Source organism: Erysipelothrix sp. HDW6A, from assembly GCF_011400295.1.
GTDB lineage: Bacteria > Bacillota_I > Bacilli_A > Erysipelotrichales > Erysipelotrichaceae > Erysipelothrix.
Window position 1 is genome coordinate 362,073 of sequence record NZ_CP049859.1, and the last position, 18,054, is coordinate 380,126.

The following is an 18,054-nucleotide window of genomic DNA, read 5'->3' on the forward strand; positions in this document are numbered from 1 at the left end:
TCAAACTTAGGATACTAGTTATCAACAAGTGATGTGTGGTAGAATAGATAAGAAGAAATCACACATATCAATCGTTATTTAAGAAAGAAGGAAGTTCGATGTTTGAAAAAATACATAGCTTAGGTATTACAAAACGATTTAATATCGCACTTATCGTTGGTTTTTTTCTTAGTCTTATTCTAGGGATTCTCTCGGGATTGTTCCGATATAGATTTATAAATCATGCGGTTATATTAGTATTAGTGGCAATATTAATTGCGTTCACAATTCAAAAAATAGGTAACTCAGTTCAGCAACGTTTTTCATTAATTGCTGTTCTGTATACAGTTATCGCAATAGTACTGTCAGATGTTATTGCTCAATATGGGGCAATAGGTCTCTTTGATATTGATTCATATTTCTTAATCTTCAAATTCGCAATTTACGAAGATATCAACTCGGTAATTTGGCTTGCATATCGTGTGCTAGCTATTTATGTAAGTTACGTCTATTCGAGGATTATATAATGCCAAGAGAAACCTGGGCAGACATATATTTAGATAGATTAGAAAACAACTACAAACTCCTTACGCAACAAAGTGGTAAGGAGATTTTTGGTGTTGTAAAAGCGAATGCTTACGGTCATGGGGAGTATGAGATATCAAAAAAACTACTAGAGATAGGGTGTTCTGTTCTTTGTGTTTCATCACTTGATGAGGCTCTATCTTTGTCAGAACACGGGATTAACTCTGATATCTTAATCTTTAGTTATGTTAATCCAGAAGATATTAAGAAATATCATCATGAAAACTATATCTATACAGTGCCATCACTTGATTGGTATGAGAGCATCAAAGGTATCGAAACTAAGTTAAGACTCCACGTTGAGATTAATACAGGTATGAATCGATACGGAATTAAAAACTACTCTGAATTAGCTGATATGGCGAAAAACCACAGTGTTGAAGGAATATACACACATTTCCAGAGTCCAGTGACTGATGATACCAATAAAGAACAACTGCAAGTTTTTAAGAAAGTCTATGAAGCATATCAAGGAGAACTAAAATGGGTTCATGTTGGAAATTCGCCGTTTGATCTAGTAAAAGATGAGAACTGGATTAACGGAATGCGTGTAGGCTTGGGAATGTACGGTTACCGTTCAAATACAGTAGGACTCGAACCAGTTCTCGAATTGACATCAAAGATTACTCATTTAGATACTGCGCAAGTCGGCGAAACTGTTGGATATGATTACAGTTATGAAGTCAAAGAAGCGATACACTTTGCGACGATGCCAATAGGATATGCAGATGGCTTTGATCGTCGTCAATCTCAAGCGCCAGTTTGGATTCGCAATCAGTTCTATCCGATCATTGGCAAGATATGTATGGATCAAACAATGATAAAAGTCGATACACAGTGTTTGTTTTACGATGAAATTGAACTTATTGGGAAGCATCGCACCTGTGCATATATTGAAGAACATACAGGAATAATTCCTTATGTTCAGTTATCCACATTAAGTCATCGAATTCGTAGAGTTTACCATCAATAAAAAACACAGCAGATTCAATTAAGAGTCTGCTGTTTCATTTTCTATTAAGATATCGTCGTCTATCTCTGGTTGTGATAACTCAACGTTGGATATTTCTTCAAAGCGTTTGGTAATTTTCTCTGTTGTAATATTAATGTTTTTGAAATCATTGCTTAAACCGTCCATGCGATTGGATAAACGTTGCCAACGATCACGATAACGATCAAACTCAGTTGAAAGTAATTTTAATTGTTCATGAATAACTGTCGCATACTTCTCACGTTCAAGATTCATAAGAATGGTTTGAATCGTTGTCAAGGTACTCATTAGAGTTGTGGGGCTGGCAATCCATACGCGTCGTTTTTGTGAGTAGTCGAGAATATCTTGATGGTAAGCACTTATAGTCGCGAAAATTGCTTCAGCAGGTACAAACATGATGGCTTGGTCGGATGTGACACCTGGAATGATATACTTGTTTGCGATATCATCAATATGCTTCTTACAGTCTGTCACAAAGGATTTTGTAGCATTGAGTCTTTCGATATCACTTAAGTCTGTATCTGTCATTTTACGATAGTTTTCTAGCGGAAACTTCGAATCAATGGCTAGTGTTCCAAGAGGTTCCGGAGCAAAGAGTACGGCATCAACTCTACTTCCTGTATTAAATGAATATTGAAGTTGGTAGATTTTATCATTACGATCACCAAAGATTGATGAAAGAATTTGAGAGAGTTGAACTTCTCCAAACGTTCCACGAGTTTTCTTGTCAGTAAGCACATTTTGTAGGGAAACTATATCGCTAGATAAGGAGTCAATCTTCTTCTGAGCTTCGTCTATCTTACTAAGTCTTGAAACTATATTAGTAAAGGTCTCATTAGTTTTCTTAAATCCTTCAGTCAAGTTATCGCTAACGCGTTTATCAACATCTCCGAGTCGCTTCTCAACAGTATCTTGTAAAGCTTTAAACTGGGTAGTGATTGAAGTGTTCATCGTGCTTTGAAATTCAATTAAACTGTGCGCTGTAGCCCGTTCAAAGCTAGTATTACGGTCATTCAGTTCTTTAATCCGACTATCAATCCTATCAGTAAGATCATTGAATGATCGATTCATAAACTCTCTGTTGGCTGTATCGAATTGATGCATTCGCAAGTCATCTTTACTCGATGAAAACAAGCGAAAAATGATAATGAGTAAGAGAATTACAATGGTAATGAGTAATAGAGATAAGTAGATATCTGACATAATTTCACGTCCTTTTTCATATTGTAACATAAAAACTCGTGTATAATAATGACAGAGGTGATAGTATGGCAAAAATAGGAATTGCATTATCAGGAGGCGGCATTAAGTCTTTTTCTCAACTACCAATTCTCGCTACCCTAGCAAATGAAAACATTAACTTATCAGCAATTGCAGGGACATCAATGGGTTCTGTCATAGGGGCTTTATTTGCAACAGGAATTCCAGCTGATGATGTCATTAGAATTTCGATGGAGCTGGAAAAGGAAATAAACGATAAGAAGATATTAATGAGACCTTCTTCGAAACTTCTTCCGTTTTCTAAAGAAAAACTAGTAGCGGGATTTGTAGATGGCAAGGATTTAGAAGATGCTTTACAACGTCAATTGGAAAAGATTGGTGTTCATATGCTATCTGATGTCACAATACCTTTGGTCATTCCATCTGTAGACTTAATAACAGGTAAAACAATACTCTTCGTATCTCATCCAGAACTCTATTCAAAACAGAATGAAGATGAGATTGTAATCTCAGATATTGAACTTGCGAAAGCAGTCAGAGCATCATGTTCTTTCCCATTCGTGATTGCGGCAATGGAATACCAAGATATGCTTCTTGTGGATGGGGGAGTAACGCAAAACTTACCTCTCAGTGCATTGAAGGGCTATGAAGTCGATAAAACAATTGCAGTCACAATGTTTGGTACCGATGAATTTAAAGATACAGGATCCTTACTTGGAGTGGCGTCACGTGTACTTGATATAATGCAACGTGAGTTTGATCGAGAAAACGGATCTAAAGCAGATGTTCATATCAATATTCCTTTAGATAAAGTATGGACATTTGAGATAGGAAAAGGACAGGAAACAATAGACTTAGGAGCTAAAGAGGTCCAAGGCTATGTTCAAGATCTAAAAAACTTAAGTAAAGAAAAATCCTGGTGGGAAAAACTCTGGGGATAATATTAAAGGCTACACATATGTGTAGCCTGTTTTAATTTCTAATGATCCAAGTGTTCTTTGCTTCTGACAACACGATATAACGTGTACAAAACAAGGCACAAGGCAATGAGTAAAATCGGTACTGCATGATTATATAATGGAATAAGTACGACTCCTACTTTTGGGAGAACTTTTATCACTTTTCCTACTATTTGGTTTTCATGTAATACCCAGGTATCCCACTTATCGCTTATGTTTGGTTTTGTACGAATTTCTTTTTTATCTATTTGTGCAATATAGTGAGTTACATATTCATCGTGACCGTCTTTATTGATATCTACTTTGAAAGTTATAATATCACCTACTTGTAAATCCATTGAGGGAGTAGGTTTCACGATGATGCCATCATTAACATTTATTTTTGGTTCCATACTATTACTTACAACTACAAAATGTTGATACTTAATAATTTCATTTCCAATACTTGGAAAGAACATTTTAGCTCCAATAATAAGACCAATAATAATCGCAAGTATGCCAAAGAGGTAATGATAGATGATTTTGACACGTTTCCGATTTAATGTCATGGTGTTATCTGTTTCCAAACCTTGTCGTTAGTACCTGGCTTAACCAAACTTCCGTTGAGTAAATTAGAACTGGAAACTAAGCGATACATCTCATAATTACCTGATGTATTTTTAATTAGTACACTGACATATGGATTTGTTTCATTAATTCTATACAATGAATAGCTATCAAAGAATGGGCTATTGAGAATTGTCCACCCAGGTTCTAAACCTGGTATAGGTCTAATTCGATTATCATACATCGAATTAGTAATATAGAGAGCTCCATTATAGTACACAATATAATCACTTGCAGAACTAATATTGAGGCTTCCTTCATCGACATTCTTATAATACTTATAATTTCTCTTAAAGCTAAAGAAACGTAAGTCTTCTTGTTGAATACTTACTTGACCATTTGCTTGTTTCTTATACCTATACAAGATTCCATTCATGAAATGATAACCGTTTGCGTTTGTTCTACTGAAGTTCATACCGAGGTCATCATATAATGGTTGAAATGGAGTAAGCGCGTTATCATTAGGAATTGGTAATTTCCCAACAACTGCTTCGGTCACAATATAATATAGATTGTTGTATCTAACAATTGTTCCGGCTTCGTATTTCTTATTTATATCAAAGTCGATTACAGTTTCATTGTTCTTATATGGAAATGAACCAATGGTTAGTGATCCATTGTTGTTTTGTAATTGGGGTTTTAGAACCGAGTTTTGTCCCCAATAACTGTAGGTAATGCTTGTGGTAAGTGTTGCAAGTAGTAATAAGATTACCAGTACAACAGACTTCCGTTTCATTAATTTGTAGGTGTGACTGTAAGGACTACATCATATACAACTGTTTTTCCGTTAATCGCATCATAAGCTGCTTTTGTGCTTGGCTCAATGAGTGTAAAGACGAAATCAGGTGTATTCACAGCATCACCATTTAATGTAATGGTAGCTGTTTTGCTTGTAGTATCGACTACGATGTAATCTTTTGCTTTATATGTAGCGTCCGCTAATTCATCTTGGAAGCGGATATTTGAAATTGTTGCTGTTAATACTCCAGTATGACCTGATGTATAGTTTGTGCCACTCTCAACCCATTGCGCTTTGAATGATTGCCGAATGGATTCTACTGCGTTAGCACCGCTAGTTGCTGCACGAGTGACAGGCACTAGAACTTGGCTGCTGTTAGCGTTCAACTTTACTTCACGTAGCTCGGTTTTAACTTCCTTATTGTTTGCACTACCAAGTTGAATAGTTCCCCCTAATGAACCATCGTTTTGAGTGCCTTGGATTGCTCCAACATTCCAATAAGACCAAGTAAAACCTGTAAGCAGAAGTGCAAGTAATACAAGCACACTAATACTAACTTTTCTTGTTTGTTTCATATCTGTACATCCCCTTAAATTCGTACTGACAAAGTATACTAAAACTGCAAAATACTTGCAATGAATATTATCTTTTTTAACATACGCTTTACAATATATTAAATTAGACAAATTAAAATTCATTTATCTACAATTACATGAAAGAATATGGTATCATTCATATAGTGATAATCATTATCATTATTTATAAGGGGAGATTTCATGAAAAAGATTGCACCATACATCGAGACAATCGGTAGTGGTTTACTGATGATTGCTGGGTTAATTACAAATAATCCATGGATTTTTATTGCGTCCATCGTCTTCGGAGGATACTCGCAAACTAAAGAAGGTATTTTAGATACTATAGAAAACAGACATCTTAACGTAGAACTGTTAATGATACTGTCTGCTGTAGGGTCATGTTTAATTGGATATTATTCGGAAGGAGCTATATTAATTTTTATCTTCTCGCTTTCGAAGATGTTAGAAACAATGACTACAGATCAAAGTAAGAAACAGATTCGTTCACTAATGACGTTGCAACCTACCAACGCATCACGTTTATTAGCGAATGGACAAACAGAAAAAGTTGATGTTAGTGATTTAGTGATTGGTGATTTAATTGTAGTTGCAGTTGGGGAAACAATTCCAATTGATGCGACAATTAAAGAAGGTACTAGTTCCATTGAAGAAGCAGCAATTACAGGGGAGTCATTACCAGTTCAAAAGACCGTTGATGATGTGGTTTTTGGGGGAACATTGAACGTCTCACATCCAGTTACATTAACAGTTACACATGAGCTTGGGGATACAGTTATTCAAAAGATTGTGCGAATGGTTGAAGAGGCACAAAAATTCCCTTCAAAAACTGCACGATTCATCGATAAGCTTGAAGACATCTATGCTCGTGTTGTGTTGATTGTTGTTGCGCTTGTCATAATTGCGGGAATGATTGCTTTTGGGCAAACATTTGAAGAAGCGTTCTATCGTGGAATGATTTTACTTGTTGTAGCATCACCATGTGCTCTTATTGCTTCAGTTACACCTGCAACACTAGCTGCTATCTCAAACGGAGCACGTCATGGTGTTCTTGTAAAAGGTGGTATTCACTTTGAAAATATGATGGATACAGAAGCAGTAGTATTTGATAAAACAGGAACACTTACAAATGGTATTCCTACACTAAAAGAAAGCTACTACATTAGTGGTGATGATTTAGAAACTAAAAAAGCAATTATCGCACTGGAGACATATTCAAGTCATCCACTAGCAAATGCTATCATCGCATCCTTACAAAAAGATGTAGGCGAAGAAGTCTTGAAGGCAGAAGAACTAGAAGAAATCGCTGGGCACGGTATTCAAGGTAAGTATAATTCAAGTTTCTATAAAGTCGGTAAAAAAGACATGATGACTCAAGTAGACGAGAGAACAGTTGCACTTGGAGAATCATGGGCAAAAGAAGGAATGAGTATTGTTTATGTCGAACGTGATGGAAAAACAGTAGCGGTTCTGGGGTTAGTAGACGAAGTTCGAGAAGACTCCAAAGCACTCATCTCCTGGTTAAACAATCATAATATTGAAACAATTATGATAACTGGAGACACACGTTTTACGGCAGAAAAAATAGGTGAGTCGTTAGGTATCAAACAAATTATTGCAGAAACATTACCACAAGAAAAAGCTGAGAAAATACAAAAGTTACGTGAAACATATCCAAACATTGTAATGGTTGGAGATGGTATTAATGATGCTCCTGCACTTGCGAATGCAACGATTGGTATTGCCCTAGGTTCAGGAACAGATGTTGCTATTGAAACAGCAGACATGATTTTAGTTAACAATAGAGTTTCTAGTATTCGTTATATCTATGAATTATCACAAAAACTAAGAAAGATTATTATTCAGAATGTTATCTTCTCTGTTGCCGTTATTCTTCTACTCGTTGTATCAAACCTCTTTGGTTATATGACATTACCAATCGGAGTAGTTGGACACGAAGGAAGTACAATATTAGTTATCATTAACAGTCTAAGAATGTTGAGACTGAAGGGACATGAAGACTAAAAAAAGGATTCACTCAATAAAAGCGAACCCAATAAATCTTATAGTAAAATATTAATGAAACATAGGATTGATTTCTGTGCTATGCAGAAGTCAGTCCTTTTCTATTCTACAGATTTATTTGTATTGCGAAACATAGTAAGAGATAAGATGTTTAATGCGACGTAATAGGTGCAGAATATCCCAATCAATATATAGTATATCTCTTTTGATAATAGTGGGTGTTGTTGATTCGATTCAAAGATAAGATATCCAACAACAAGTGCTATCATAATTGCCGCAACAAGTTTTGAGGATGACTTAGAATCAATCGTGGAAATGACCAATGCTATCATAACGATGTTTGCTGTAATCAAAGCGACTATTTGGTTCAAATCGATATATGAAAAACCATCAATTACTATCCCGAAAACAAACCAAATTAGGTATGGAGTCGCTGCAAGTAAAACTAAGATACGTTTTTTATAGAGTGCTTTCATACGAAATGTCCTCTTTTCTATCAATTACTAAATAGCCAACAGCACTTTCTTTAATATTTGCTGAGTTACCTTCGTCAGTATCAAGATGAATCACAGGAATGCTTCGTTTACCTATTCTGACAATGACATCGTCAAATACTAGGTTTCTAGAATCCTCAAGCAATTTAACGGAAATTGAATCACCATGATTTATACCATAAAGCTCGGCAGTGTCGGGATCGGTATGTAAATGTCGTTTAGCAACAATCAATCCTTTATCAAGTGACACGCTATTACTGGAAGTTTCCAAATCAACTGGAGCGGAATCATCAAGATCGCCTGACAATCGAATTGGAACATCAATTCCTAGTGTTCTCGCATCAGTTAATGAGACTTCAATTTGGTTTTGTTCTCGACACGGGCCTAGTACACTTACATTATGAATCGTTGCTTTCGGACCCCGGATTGATACTTTCTGATTGCTTAGAAATTCACCTTCTAAAGATAGGTTCTTTTTAACACTAAGTTCGAATCCTTCTCCAAAAAGCAAAGACACGGTCTCTTGTGTCAAATGTACATGACGAGCAGAAACCTCAACATTAATTTTATGATGTTTTATGCTTTCCATTTCTGTCATCCTTTCTATATAAAGTATATCACGGATGCATATTTCGATGGTGTTTTAGTATGGCGAAGTGTTTCAATTTGTGAAAACTTTATTATGTATAATAACACTTTATGAGTGGATTTAATTAGTGAATGTCAATTTTCTAAGCTTATTCACATAGTGTCTGTAATTTCCTTGACTACTGTCCGTAGCTCCCATATAATAAGAAGGTATTATAAAGCCAAATTTAATACTCATAATATGGTTGAGTAGTTTCTACCAATGCACCTTAAATGCATTGACAATCGTGCTGAAAACACTAGATCGTTTTCTCTCGATCTTTTTTATTTGGTCTTGTAATCAAGAAAGGGAGATAGAATTTAATGGAAAAATTCTTTAAGCTTAAAGAAAATAATACGAAAGTATCAACAGAGGTGCTTGCAGGTATTACAACTTTCTTTACAATGGCTTATATTTTGTTTGTTAATCCAGATATCTTATCACAAGCTGGATTACCATTTAATGGAGTGTATATCGCAACGATACTCGCTGCTGTAGTCGGTACTTTAGTTATGGGGTTATTTGCTAACGTGCCATATGCATTAGCGCCAGGAATGGGTCTTAATGCGTTCTTTACATACACAGTAGTTATGAAGTATGGTTTCACACCGACGGAGGCTTTAGCATTAGTCTTTATCTGTGGTATCTTTAATATATTTATTACAGTAACACGTGTTCGTAAACACATTATTAAAGCAATTCCTGAAACATTGCAACAAGCAATTGGAGCAGGTATTGGTTTATTCATTGCTTATATTGGTATCTTAAATATTAAGATGATTGATTTCTCAGCAGGTGTGCCATCTCTTGTTAAGTTCAATGATCCATCAGTATTATTAGCACTTATTGGATTAGTCTTAATTCTAGTGTTAATGTTACGTAGAGTAAAAGGAGCAATCTTAATTGGTATTGTTCTAACTACTTTAATTGGTATTCCAATGGGAGTTGTAGACATTAGTGCAGCAGCATCAACACCATCATATGGCCAAGTATTTAGCGAATTTAGTTCAATCTTTGGTACAGCAATTGGAAAAGACGGTTTAATTAGCCTCTTTACGAATCATGATGCGATGACAATTTTCCCAATCATTTTTGCATTCAGTTTAACAGATACATTTGACACAATCGGTACATTTATCGGTACTGGTCGCCGTACAGGTATCTTTACAAAAGAAGATGAGTTAGCTTTAGAAGAAGGAAAAGGCTTCTCATCAAAAATGGATAAAGCAATGTTTGCTGATTCCATTGCAACATCAGTAGGAGCTATCTTTGGGACATCCAATACAACAACATTTGTTGAGAGTTCAGCAGGTATTGAAGCAGGTGGACGTACTGGTTTAACATCAGTAGTTACAGCAATTTGTTTTGCATTAAGTATCTTTATTGCACCAATTGTTTCGTTAATACCAAGTGCAGCTACAGCTCCAGCATTAATTGTTGTAGGTATTCTTATGAGTTCAGCATTTGCTGATATTGAGTGGTCAGAGTTTGAAATTGCGGTACCAGCTTTCTTTACAGTATTAATGACAGTGCTTGCTTATAGTATCTCAACAGGGCTTGCGTTTGGATTTATTGCGTTCTGTCTTGTTAAATTAGCAACAGGTAAGTTTAAAGACGTACACCCAATTGTGTATATCTCAACAGCGCTGTTTGTAATCAACTTTGTTTTAGAAGCACTTAACTAATAATATGTAACCCTTACTTCGGTAAGGGTTTTATTTTACCTGATTGCATGTTCACAAAGACTTGTTATAATAGATTTAGAAATGGGGAGAATGCCAATGAGACGTATTTTATATGAAGATGTAGCACGTGATATGAAAGAGAAAATACTGAAAGGTATTTACCCAGTGGGTTCATACATACCTACAGAGAATGAATTAGAAGTGATGTATGATGTAAGTAAAGTCACGATAAGAAGGGCTATAGAAATTCTAACGCAAGACGGATATCTTGAGAAAAAAAGTGGAAAAGGTACCACTGTTTTAAGCAACCGTACTTTCAATAAGCTGTCAAAGGCGAGCTCTTACTCTTCAATTTTAGAGGAATCTGGTCATGATATCGTAAAAAAGGTTCGCTCTGTTAAATTAATTAAACAAGAAGAAGTTCCTGATACTGTTACACTCAAAGGATTGCCTTCGATTGTAAAATATGAACGGGTTTATGAATTTGAAGGAAAACCATATATTTATTTTATTCATTATGTAGCTGTTGAAGGCGATTATAAAATTTTAGAGAAACAAGATGTTTCCTTATATGCATGGATGTACCAGAATGGGGTAGAAATTGATCGTATTAATGACGCTTTCGCAATATCAGAGGTTCCTAGTGATATTAAAGAAGTATTGTTAATGGATAAAGAGTCATTATTAATGCGTACACGTTCTTCATTTGATCATCAAGGAAACTGCGTTGAGTTTGCAATATCATATTATAATACAGAAATTCATCCCTACGAAGTACAATATCAAGTATAATATAATTCCACTTCAAACATTATAATGTTATAATGTTAGTAAGAAAAGAGGAATCTACAATGAAAAGAAGACTTGGTGTATCAATTTATCCAGATCATAGTGATTATGAAAAGGATATCGCTTATTTAAAGAAAGCTGCTGATTTAGGGTTTAGTCGAATCTTTATGAGTATGCTTGAAGTTACTGAAGGCAAAGATGTTGTTGCTGAGAAGTTTGGTAAGATTATTAAAGAAGCAAAAAACATGGGCTATGAGACTATATTAGACATTGCTCCATCAATTTTTGATGACTTAGGTATCTCTTATGATGATCTAAGCTTTTTTGCTGAAATTGGAGCAGATGGCATTCGCTTAGATGAAAGCTTCAATGGAAGTAAGGAAGCAATGCTTTCATATAATGAATATGGACTAATAATTGAACTGAATATGAGTAACGATGTTGCGTATTTGGATAGCATCTTATCGTATCAAGCAAACCGTCCGTTCCTATATGGTTGTCATAACTTCTATCCACAAGATGGCTCTGCGCTTCCGTTAGACTTCTTTGAATCGTGCTCAAAACGCTTCAAGAAAGAAGGTATTCGTACAGCTGCGTTTGTAAGTTCACAAGTTGGCACTTACGGACCATGGAATGTAAACGACGGACTACCTACGCTAGAAATGCATCGTAATCTTCCTCTAGCAACACAAACTAAACACTTGTTTGCGACAGGTTTAATTGATGACGTTATTATTGGAAATGCTTATGCAAGTGACGAAGAACTGGAGGCAATGGCAGCTGTAAATCGTTACCAACTTGAGTTTGATGTTGTTGTTGATCGTGAGATTAGTGACCTTGAAAGAACAATTATTGAAGATAATCAACATGTACGTCGTGGGGATATTACCAAACAAATGATTCGTTCAACATGGGTTCGAGTTAAGTATGGCAAAGAAGCAAACCCTGTAATCCCTGGTCATGACTTTAAACGAGGAGATGTTCTTTTAGGTAATGATGATTTTGGTAAATATAAGAACGAACTTCAAATTGCATTAGAAGATCATAGTGATAATCGTAAGAATATTGTAGGTCACATTGCTCCGGAAGAAGTAATGCTTCTTGATTATGTTTTACCTTGGAGTAAATTCAAACTAAAGGTAAGATCATGAATGCGGTTGATTTAGTCATACAAGGTGGCATCGATATCAATGGTAATTCACTTGAAGTAGCGATTACCAACGGAATTATTACGCAAATTGGTCCAAAATTAGATGTCGAAGCAAAAGAAGTCATTAGCCTCGAAGAAAACACATATATCAGTGCTGGTTGGATAGATTCACATGTTCACTGTTATGAAGCGATGAACTTATACTATGATTTCCCTGATGAAATTGGAGTTCTTGCTGGTGTCACAACGGTTGTGGATGCAGGAAGTAGTGGCGAAGCAAATATTAAAGACTTCTATGAACGAACACGAAAAGCTAAGACAAACGTATATGCCTTGATGAATATTTCTAAGAATGGGATTGTAACTCAAGATGAGTTAGCAGATTTACGAAATATTAATAACGACATAAACGAGTTAAGAATTCGTGAGTTAGAAGATTTTATTGTTGGGATTAAGGCAAGAATGAGTAAAACTGTTGTAGGAGACAATGATACAATCCCTCTGAAAATGGCCAAAGAGCTTCAACATCGCTTTGAAGATTTGCCACTGATGGTTCATATTGGATCACGCCCACCAAGCCTTGAAGACATCTTCGAGATTTGCGAAGCGGGTGATATCATTACTCACTGCTATAATGGAAAAGAGAATGGTATTGTATCTCCAGAAGGCAAGATAAAATCTTTTGTCTGGGATGCATATCATAAAGGATTATTATTTGATATAGGTCATGGAACTGATAGTTTTAACTTTAAAGTAGCACATCAAGCGTTTGATGAAGGTGTCTTATGTAATACAATTAGTTCAGATATATACTATCGAAATCGTATTAATGGTCCAGTGTACGATCTTGCGACCACAATGGAAAAAGGACTAGAAATGGGTCTGAGCTTAGAACAGGTTATTGAAATGGTCACGGTTCATCCAGCTAGAATGTATCACCTCGAAAATAAAGGTGAATTACTACCTGGAAAAGATGCAGATCTTAGTCTATTCAAGATTATTGAAGCTAAGAAAACATTGAAAGATTCAAATGGAAACGAATCGGAAATCAACCAGACGATTGTTCCTGTAATGGCGGTAGTTGGTGGTAAACCTTGGAAGGTGGTGTAAGTATGGATGTGTATGAAAAATACAAGCTTCAAAGAGTTATAAATGCTAGTGGAAAGATGACGATATTAGGTGTTTCAAAAGTATCTGATAAGGTTTCTGAGGCTCAGAAAACAGGTGGACAAAACTTCTTTGTGATGAAAGATTTGCTGAAAGAAACGGGAGCTTATCTAGCGCACCGATTAGGTGCTGAGGATGCTGTTATTGTATCATCGGCAAGTGCTGGTATTGCTCAATCTGTTGCGGCTGTTATTGGCAAAGGAGATGCGTATCACTTAATGCATCCTTATGATTCACGTTACCAATGTAAAGAGATTATTATTCCTAAAGGTCATAATGTAAACTACGGAACATCTGTAGAACTTATGATTCAACAGGGTGGTGGTAAGGTTGTTGAAGCGGGATATGCAAATGAATGTACGCCAGAACATATTGCCATGAATATTACCGAAAACACTGCAGCGATTTTTTATGTTAAGAGTCATCACACTGTACAAAAAAGTATGTTAACAGTAGAAGAAGCTGTGATGGTTGCTAAAGAGCACTCTGTGCCATTAATAATTGATGTAGCTGCAGAGGAAGATTTAACAAAATACTATGAATTAGGCTGTGACCTTGTCATCTACAGTGGAGCTAAGGCGATTGAGGGTCCTAGTTCAGGTCTTGTTCTAGGAAAAGAAGAACTGGTGTCCTGGGTGCGTATGCAGTCCTCTGGCTTAGGGCGATCGATGAAAATCGGTAAAGAAAACATCTTAGGATTTGTTGAGGCTGTAGATCAATATTTAGATTCAGGATCAGAAAGCAAAGAATCTATGTTAGCTCGTCTAAATCCATTCATCGATGCGTTAAACCTTATCCCTGGAATTAAGGCCCAGTGTGTTCAAGATGGAGCAGGACGAGAAATTTATCGTGCATCTGTAAAAGTAGATTCGAAGCTTATGAATGCTCATGAGTTAATCGATAGATTAAAAGATGGAAACACAGCAGTGTATACCAGAGAATATCAAGCAAACAATGGAATTATTGAATTTGATATTCGTAGTGTAAATGAAGATGAAATGTCTGTCATAGTAGATAAACTGAAAAATGTTTTAGGAGGATAAGATGAAATTAAGTCCGAAAATGTATAAAAATAGAGTGTGTTTAAATGTACTTGCCGGTTCTGTAGACAATGCGAAAGATTGTTATGAAGCAAGTGATGGGTATGTTGTTCTTGGTGTATTGAGTAAGAGTTATGAGACAGATGAAGCAGCCATTCAAGATATGAAAAAATATCAAGAAGCTACAGAAAATGCTTTATCAATTGGTTTAGGAGCAGGAGACCCGAATCAAAGTTATATGGTTACGCGACTCTCAAGAGTGTTACAACCGCAACATGTTAACCAAGTGTTCACAGGTGTCGGTGCAAGTAGAGGGGCGTTAGCACAGGGTGAAACTGTGATTAATGGACTAATATCACCTACGGGTAAAGTAGGAATCGTTAACATTGCAACAGGTCCTCTATCATCCCAAGGTGAAGCTGTTGAGGTAACAATCGAACAAGCGATAGCTATGTTAAAAGACATGGGAGGAACATCAGTAAAGTATTTCCCTATGAAAGGTTTAGCACACCGTGATGAGTATATTGCTGTCGCTAAAGCTTGTGCAGACCATAACTTTGCTTTAGAACCAACCGGAGGTATTGATTTAGATAACTTTGAAGAAATTCTTCAAATTGCCCTTGATGCAGGAGTTCAAACAATTATTCCTCATGTATATTCCTCGATTATTGATAAAGAAACAGGAAATACTAATCCTGAAGATGTCCGAACATTATTTGAAATAATCAAGAGAGTCGTGATTTAAGTATGAAACAAATCGTAGCTTACGGCGAAATAATGATGCGTTTGAATCCGAATGAGTATAAACGTCTAGATCAAACTTCGAACTTAGAAATGAGTTTCACAGGAACTGGGCTTAATGTGCTTGCAGGGTTAGCGAGACATAACTATAGCACGAAGCTATTAAGTATACTGCCAAATAATCGTGTTGGTGAAGTTGCGAAGGCGAGCATTCGTCATCATAATATTCAAGACACTTCCATTAAACTAAATGGTAACCATATTGGTATCTATCTTATTGAACTTGGTTATGAATACCGTCCATCGGAAGTGACATATTTAAACCGTTCACAGAGTGCGTTCAATACAACGATACTGAGTGAAGAAGAAATTGCTGAAGCATTAAATGACGCCTGCTTATTACACTTGTGTGGTATTGCTTTATCGACATCCAAAACGTCTCTTGATAATGTCTTAAGGCTTGTAGAATATGCTACACAGAAAGATATCCCAATTTGCTTTGATTTTAATTATCGACCATCACTAAACCAAGACATGGATGAACAAGAACTTCTAAACTCTTATAAAAAAGTATTGGAGAAGTCCACTATAGTTGTGGGTTCCTTGCGAGATGTAAATCGTTTCACAGCGGAAGCAGACTTAAAAGAAGCGCTAGATACTTTTACAAATATGTTTGAAATTAAGAAGTTCATAGGCACGATTAAATCAGAAAACGATCAAGAAAAATGGATGCAGGGGTATGTCTATGCAGACAATAAACTTACAATGAGCGAAAGATATCCAATTAGAGTGTTTGACCGTATTGGAACTGGAGATGCGTTTGTATCTGCGTATCTCAGTAAATACTTACGTTCTATAGAAGACAGTGAAAGCATTGAATATGCAACTTGTGCTGCTCATTTAGCATTCACTACAGCAGGAGATACTCCAGTGCTAGATGAAGCGTTTATTGAAAAATATCGTCGTGAAAAACCAGACGTGATACGTTAATACATGTAGAAGCAAACAATTACTGTTTGCTTTTTCTTTGGAAACAAAGCAAAATGGTAATAAAAGTAGAGGTGTTATAAAAATGCTAAAAGAAAAAAGAAACTTTTCAATTGATGAAGTAGAAAAAGAATGTGCATATTTAGATTCAAAAGTTAGCTACTTATTAGAAAGCTATAACGGTGATGAGTACTCTTTTATTGAACAGAGTGGAGATTTTGAGTATGCGATCCACTTTACGATTAATGAACTAGAGAAAGATGACTTCAAAGAGTATGGTTACCGATACTTGTTTACTTATGTAGGGAGTAGAGGTGGATACTATCACTATCTTGTGAGAGATAAAAGTAATGCGGATAAATATCGTGATTATGAAGAACGAATTCAAGCAATCCAACTTCTACAAAATAGATTAAGTAGGTTTACCTTTGTTGTTGTAGCTGGTCTACTCGCATTATTTACCTATCTATTCTTTAAAAATAGAGAAATTGTTTACTTGTTAGTCTTAATTCCTGGGGTTTTACTTGGAGTATATTCTATAATGCTGCAGAAAAGGTACAAAGATTTTAACCTAAAGTACGGAAAAGACTAGATTATTAAGTAAAATTTTAGTAAAATATGTATAAAGAGAGAAAGAAGGCGAATTATGGCAACTCTAAAAGATATTGCGAGTAAAGCTAAAGTGAGTTTAGCAACAGTTTCTCGTATCCTTAACGAAGATCCGACATTAAGTGTCCGTGAAGAGACACGACAACTTGTGTGGGATGTAGCTACTGAATTAGATTACAAGATAAAAAGAAAAGTTAGTGATGTAAAAACTATTGCGATTATTCAATGGATTGCGAGTGATGAAGAAGAACACGACCCTTACTATTTTGAATTGAGACGCAGTGTTGAAAGTTTCTGGATTAATAAGAATGTGAATATAAAGCGCTTCTATAAAGATAATATGACAGCTGTATTCGATGAAAAGATCGATGGCATTGTCTGTGTTGGTAAGTTTGCAATCCAACAGGCAGAACGATTACAGAAGCATTGCCAACATATTATCTTCGTTGACTCTAATCCAAACCCAAGTAAATACAGTTCTGTTGTACACGATATTAAAGCTGGTTCAATGGCTTTATTAGAGCATCTAGTGGCTATGGGACATAGTAAGATAGGATATATTGGTGGTCGAGAGTACATGGGGGAAGCAAATGAGGTTTACATCGATAAGCGAGAACGAACCTATCTAAGATTCATGAAAGAATCTCCGTTTACAAAGTTTGATGAACGATTTGTATTGCTAGGGAACTTTACTGCAGAGACTGGGTATCAGAAGATGAAAGAAGCACTTCAGTATGATGATTTGCCTACTGCATTCTTCTGTGCATCCGATACAATTGCTATGGGAGTTCTTAGGGCTCTTGGGGAAGCGAAGATGCTCGATAAAGTTTCTCTTGTAGGCTTCAATAATATAGCAGCATCGATGTATTTAAACCCGCCTTTAACTACGGTCGAGCTTGATACACGTTACATGGGAACACTAGCTTCATCAATACTTAATCTCAATATGGAAACCAACAATACACGCACTACCTTAACCCATATTGCAACCAATTTAATCATTAGAGAGTCAGTTCACAAAATTAAAGTTTACTAAAATCGTTGACAAAAGCGCTTACATAAC

The 18,054-nt window shown here is 35.9% G+C and carries 19 protein-coding genes and 1 riboswitch; of the genes, 13 read left to right on the forward strand and 6 right to left on the reverse strand.

Annotated elements, in window-relative coordinates; all coding sequences use genetic code 11:
* Positions 1–98 precede the first annotated feature (98 nt).
* Positions 99–506, forward strand: coding sequence for a hypothetical protein (locus G7059_RS01990; protein ID WP_166080422.1), 408 nt, complete (start codon positions 99–101; stop codon positions 504–506).
* Positions 506–1,537 (forward strand): alanine racemase, encoded by a 1,032-nt coding sequence (gene alr / locus G7059_RS01995; RefSeq protein WP_240920520.1) that lies wholly within the window; start codon positions 506–508, stop codon positions 1,535–1,537. Before G7059_RS01990 ends, alr begins: the two co-directional genes overlap by 1 nt.
* Before the next feature lie 18 nt (positions 1,538–1,555).
* Here the strand turns inward: alr and G7059_RS02000 are convergent, their stop codons facing one another.
* Positions 1,556–2,788, reverse strand: a complete 1,233-nt coding sequence (locus tag G7059_RS02000) for a DNA recombination protein RmuC (protein ID WP_240920521.1) — start codon at positions 2,786–2,788, stop codon at positions 1,556–1,558.
* 35 nt (positions 2,789–2,823) lie between these two features.
* Here G7059_RS02000 and G7059_RS02005 point away from each other — a divergent pair, with 35 nt between their 5' ends.
* On the forward strand, positions 2,824–3,717 hold the full coding sequence (locus tag G7059_RS02005) for a patatin-like phospholipase family protein (RefSeq protein ID WP_166080423.1): 894 nt from the start codon (positions 2,824–2,826) through the stop codon (positions 3,715–3,717).
* Positions 3,718–3,755: 38 nt separating this feature from the next.
* On the opposite strand, the gene G7059_RS02010 is transcribed toward G7059_RS02005, so the two are convergent.
* Genes G7059_RS02010 through G7059_RS02020 form a run of 3 tightly spaced genes read right to left on the reverse strand, consistent with a single transcriptional unit; the run spans position 3,756 to position 5,655 of the window.
* The gene (locus G7059_RS02010) at positions 3,756–4,283 is read right to left on the reverse strand and encodes a signal peptidase I (RefSeq protein ID WP_166080424.1); all 528 of its coding nucleotides are present in this window, start codon (positions 4,281–4,283) and stop codon (positions 3,756–3,758) included.
* The gene (locus G7059_RS02015; protein ID WP_166080426.1) at positions 4,280–5,077 is read right to left on the reverse strand and encodes a hypothetical protein; all 798 of its coding nucleotides are present in this window, start codon (positions 5,075–5,077) and stop codon (positions 4,280–4,282) included. The genes G7059_RS02010 and G7059_RS02015 overlap by 4 nt, the downstream gene beginning before the upstream one ends.
* Entirely contained in the window at positions 5,077–5,655 is a 579-nt protein-coding gene (locus tag G7059_RS02020) for a hypothetical protein (protein ID WP_166080427.1), read from the reverse strand. The genes G7059_RS02015 and G7059_RS02020 overlap by 1 nt, the downstream gene beginning before the upstream one ends.
* 201 nt (positions 5,656–5,856) lie before the next feature.
* On the opposite strand from G7059_RS02020, the gene G7059_RS02025 reads away from it, so the two are divergent.
* The gene (locus G7059_RS02025) at positions 5,857–7,701 is read left to right on the forward strand and encodes a heavy metal translocating P-type ATPase (protein WP_166080428.1); all 1,845 of its coding nucleotides are present in this window, start codon (positions 5,857–5,859) and stop codon (positions 7,699–7,701) included.
* Between the two features lie 101 nt (positions 7,702–7,802).
* Here the strand turns inward: G7059_RS02025 and G7059_RS02030 are convergent, their stop codons facing one another.
* Both G7059_RS02030 and pduL read right to left on the reverse strand, forming a co-directional pair.
* Positions 7,803–8,177, reverse strand: a complete 375-nt coding sequence (locus G7059_RS02030; protein ID WP_166080429.1) for a hypothetical protein — start codon at positions 8,175–8,177, stop codon at positions 7,803–7,805.
* The gene (pduL, locus tag G7059_RS02035) at positions 8,161–8,784 is read right to left on the reverse strand and encodes a phosphate propanoyltransferase (protein ID WP_166080431.1); all 624 of its coding nucleotides are present in this window, start codon (positions 8,782–8,784) and stop codon (positions 8,161–8,163) included. Before pduL ends, G7059_RS02030 begins: the two co-directional genes overlap by 17 nt.
* 202 nt (positions 8,785–8,986) lie before the next feature.
* Positions 8,987–9,088, forward strand: a riboswitch (purine riboswitch).
* A gap of 58 nt (positions 9,089–9,146) precedes the next feature.
* On the opposite strand from pduL, the gene G7059_RS02040 reads away from it, so the two are divergent.
* The 9 genes from G7059_RS02040 to G7059_RS02080 all read left to right on the forward strand — a co-directional run bounded on the left by G7059_RS02040 (position 9,147) and on the right by G7059_RS02080 (position 18,027).
* Positions 9,147–10,508, forward strand: coding sequence for an NCS2 family permease (locus G7059_RS02040; RefSeq protein WP_166080432.1), 1,362 nt, complete (start codon positions 9,147–9,149; stop codon positions 10,506–10,508).
* 96 nt (positions 10,509–10,604) lie between these two features.
* Entirely contained in the window at positions 10,605–11,300 is a 696-nt protein-coding gene (locus G7059_RS02045; protein WP_166080433.1) for a GntR family transcriptional regulator, read from the forward strand.
* Positions 11,301–11,332: 32 nt separating this feature from the next.
* The gene (locus tag G7059_RS02050) at positions 11,333–12,448 is read left to right on the forward strand and encodes a DUF871 domain-containing protein (protein WP_240920522.1); all 1,116 of its coding nucleotides are present in this window, start codon (positions 11,333–11,335) and stop codon (positions 12,446–12,448) included.
* Positions 12,445–13,557: an amidohydrolase/deacetylase family metallohydrolase gene (locus G7059_RS02055; protein WP_166080435.1), complete on the forward strand. Its 1,113-nt coding sequence runs from the start codon at positions 12,445–12,447 to the stop codon at positions 13,555–13,557. Before G7059_RS02050 ends, G7059_RS02055 begins: the two co-directional genes overlap by 4 nt.
* A gap of 2 nt (positions 13,558–13,559) precedes the next feature.
* Positions 13,560–14,657, forward strand: a complete 1,098-nt coding sequence (locus G7059_RS02060; protein WP_166080436.1) for a DgaE family pyridoxal phosphate-dependent ammonia lyase — start codon at positions 13,560–13,562, stop codon at positions 14,655–14,657.
* A 1-nt stretch (position 14,658) separates the two neighbouring features.
* Positions 14,659–15,399: a KDGP aldolase family protein gene (locus G7059_RS02065; protein ID WP_166080437.1), complete on the forward strand. Its 741-nt coding sequence runs from the start codon at positions 14,659–14,661 to the stop codon at positions 15,397–15,399.
* Between the two features lie 2 nt (positions 15,400–15,401).
* Positions 15,402–16,385 (forward strand): sugar kinase, encoded by a 984-nt coding sequence (locus G7059_RS02070; protein WP_166080438.1) that lies wholly within the window; start codon positions 15,402–15,404, stop codon positions 16,383–16,385.
* A gap of 82 nt (positions 16,386–16,467) precedes the next feature.
* Positions 16,468–16,974, forward strand: coding sequence for a hypothetical protein (locus G7059_RS02075; protein ID WP_166080439.1), 507 nt, complete (start codon positions 16,468–16,470; stop codon positions 16,972–16,974).
* Between the two features lie 54 nt (positions 16,975–17,028).
* On the forward strand, positions 17,029–18,027 hold the full coding sequence (locus G7059_RS02080; RefSeq protein WP_166080440.1) for a LacI family DNA-binding transcriptional regulator: 999 nt from the start codon (positions 17,029–17,031) through the stop codon (positions 18,025–18,027).
* Positions 18,028–18,054 lie beyond the last annotated feature (27 nt).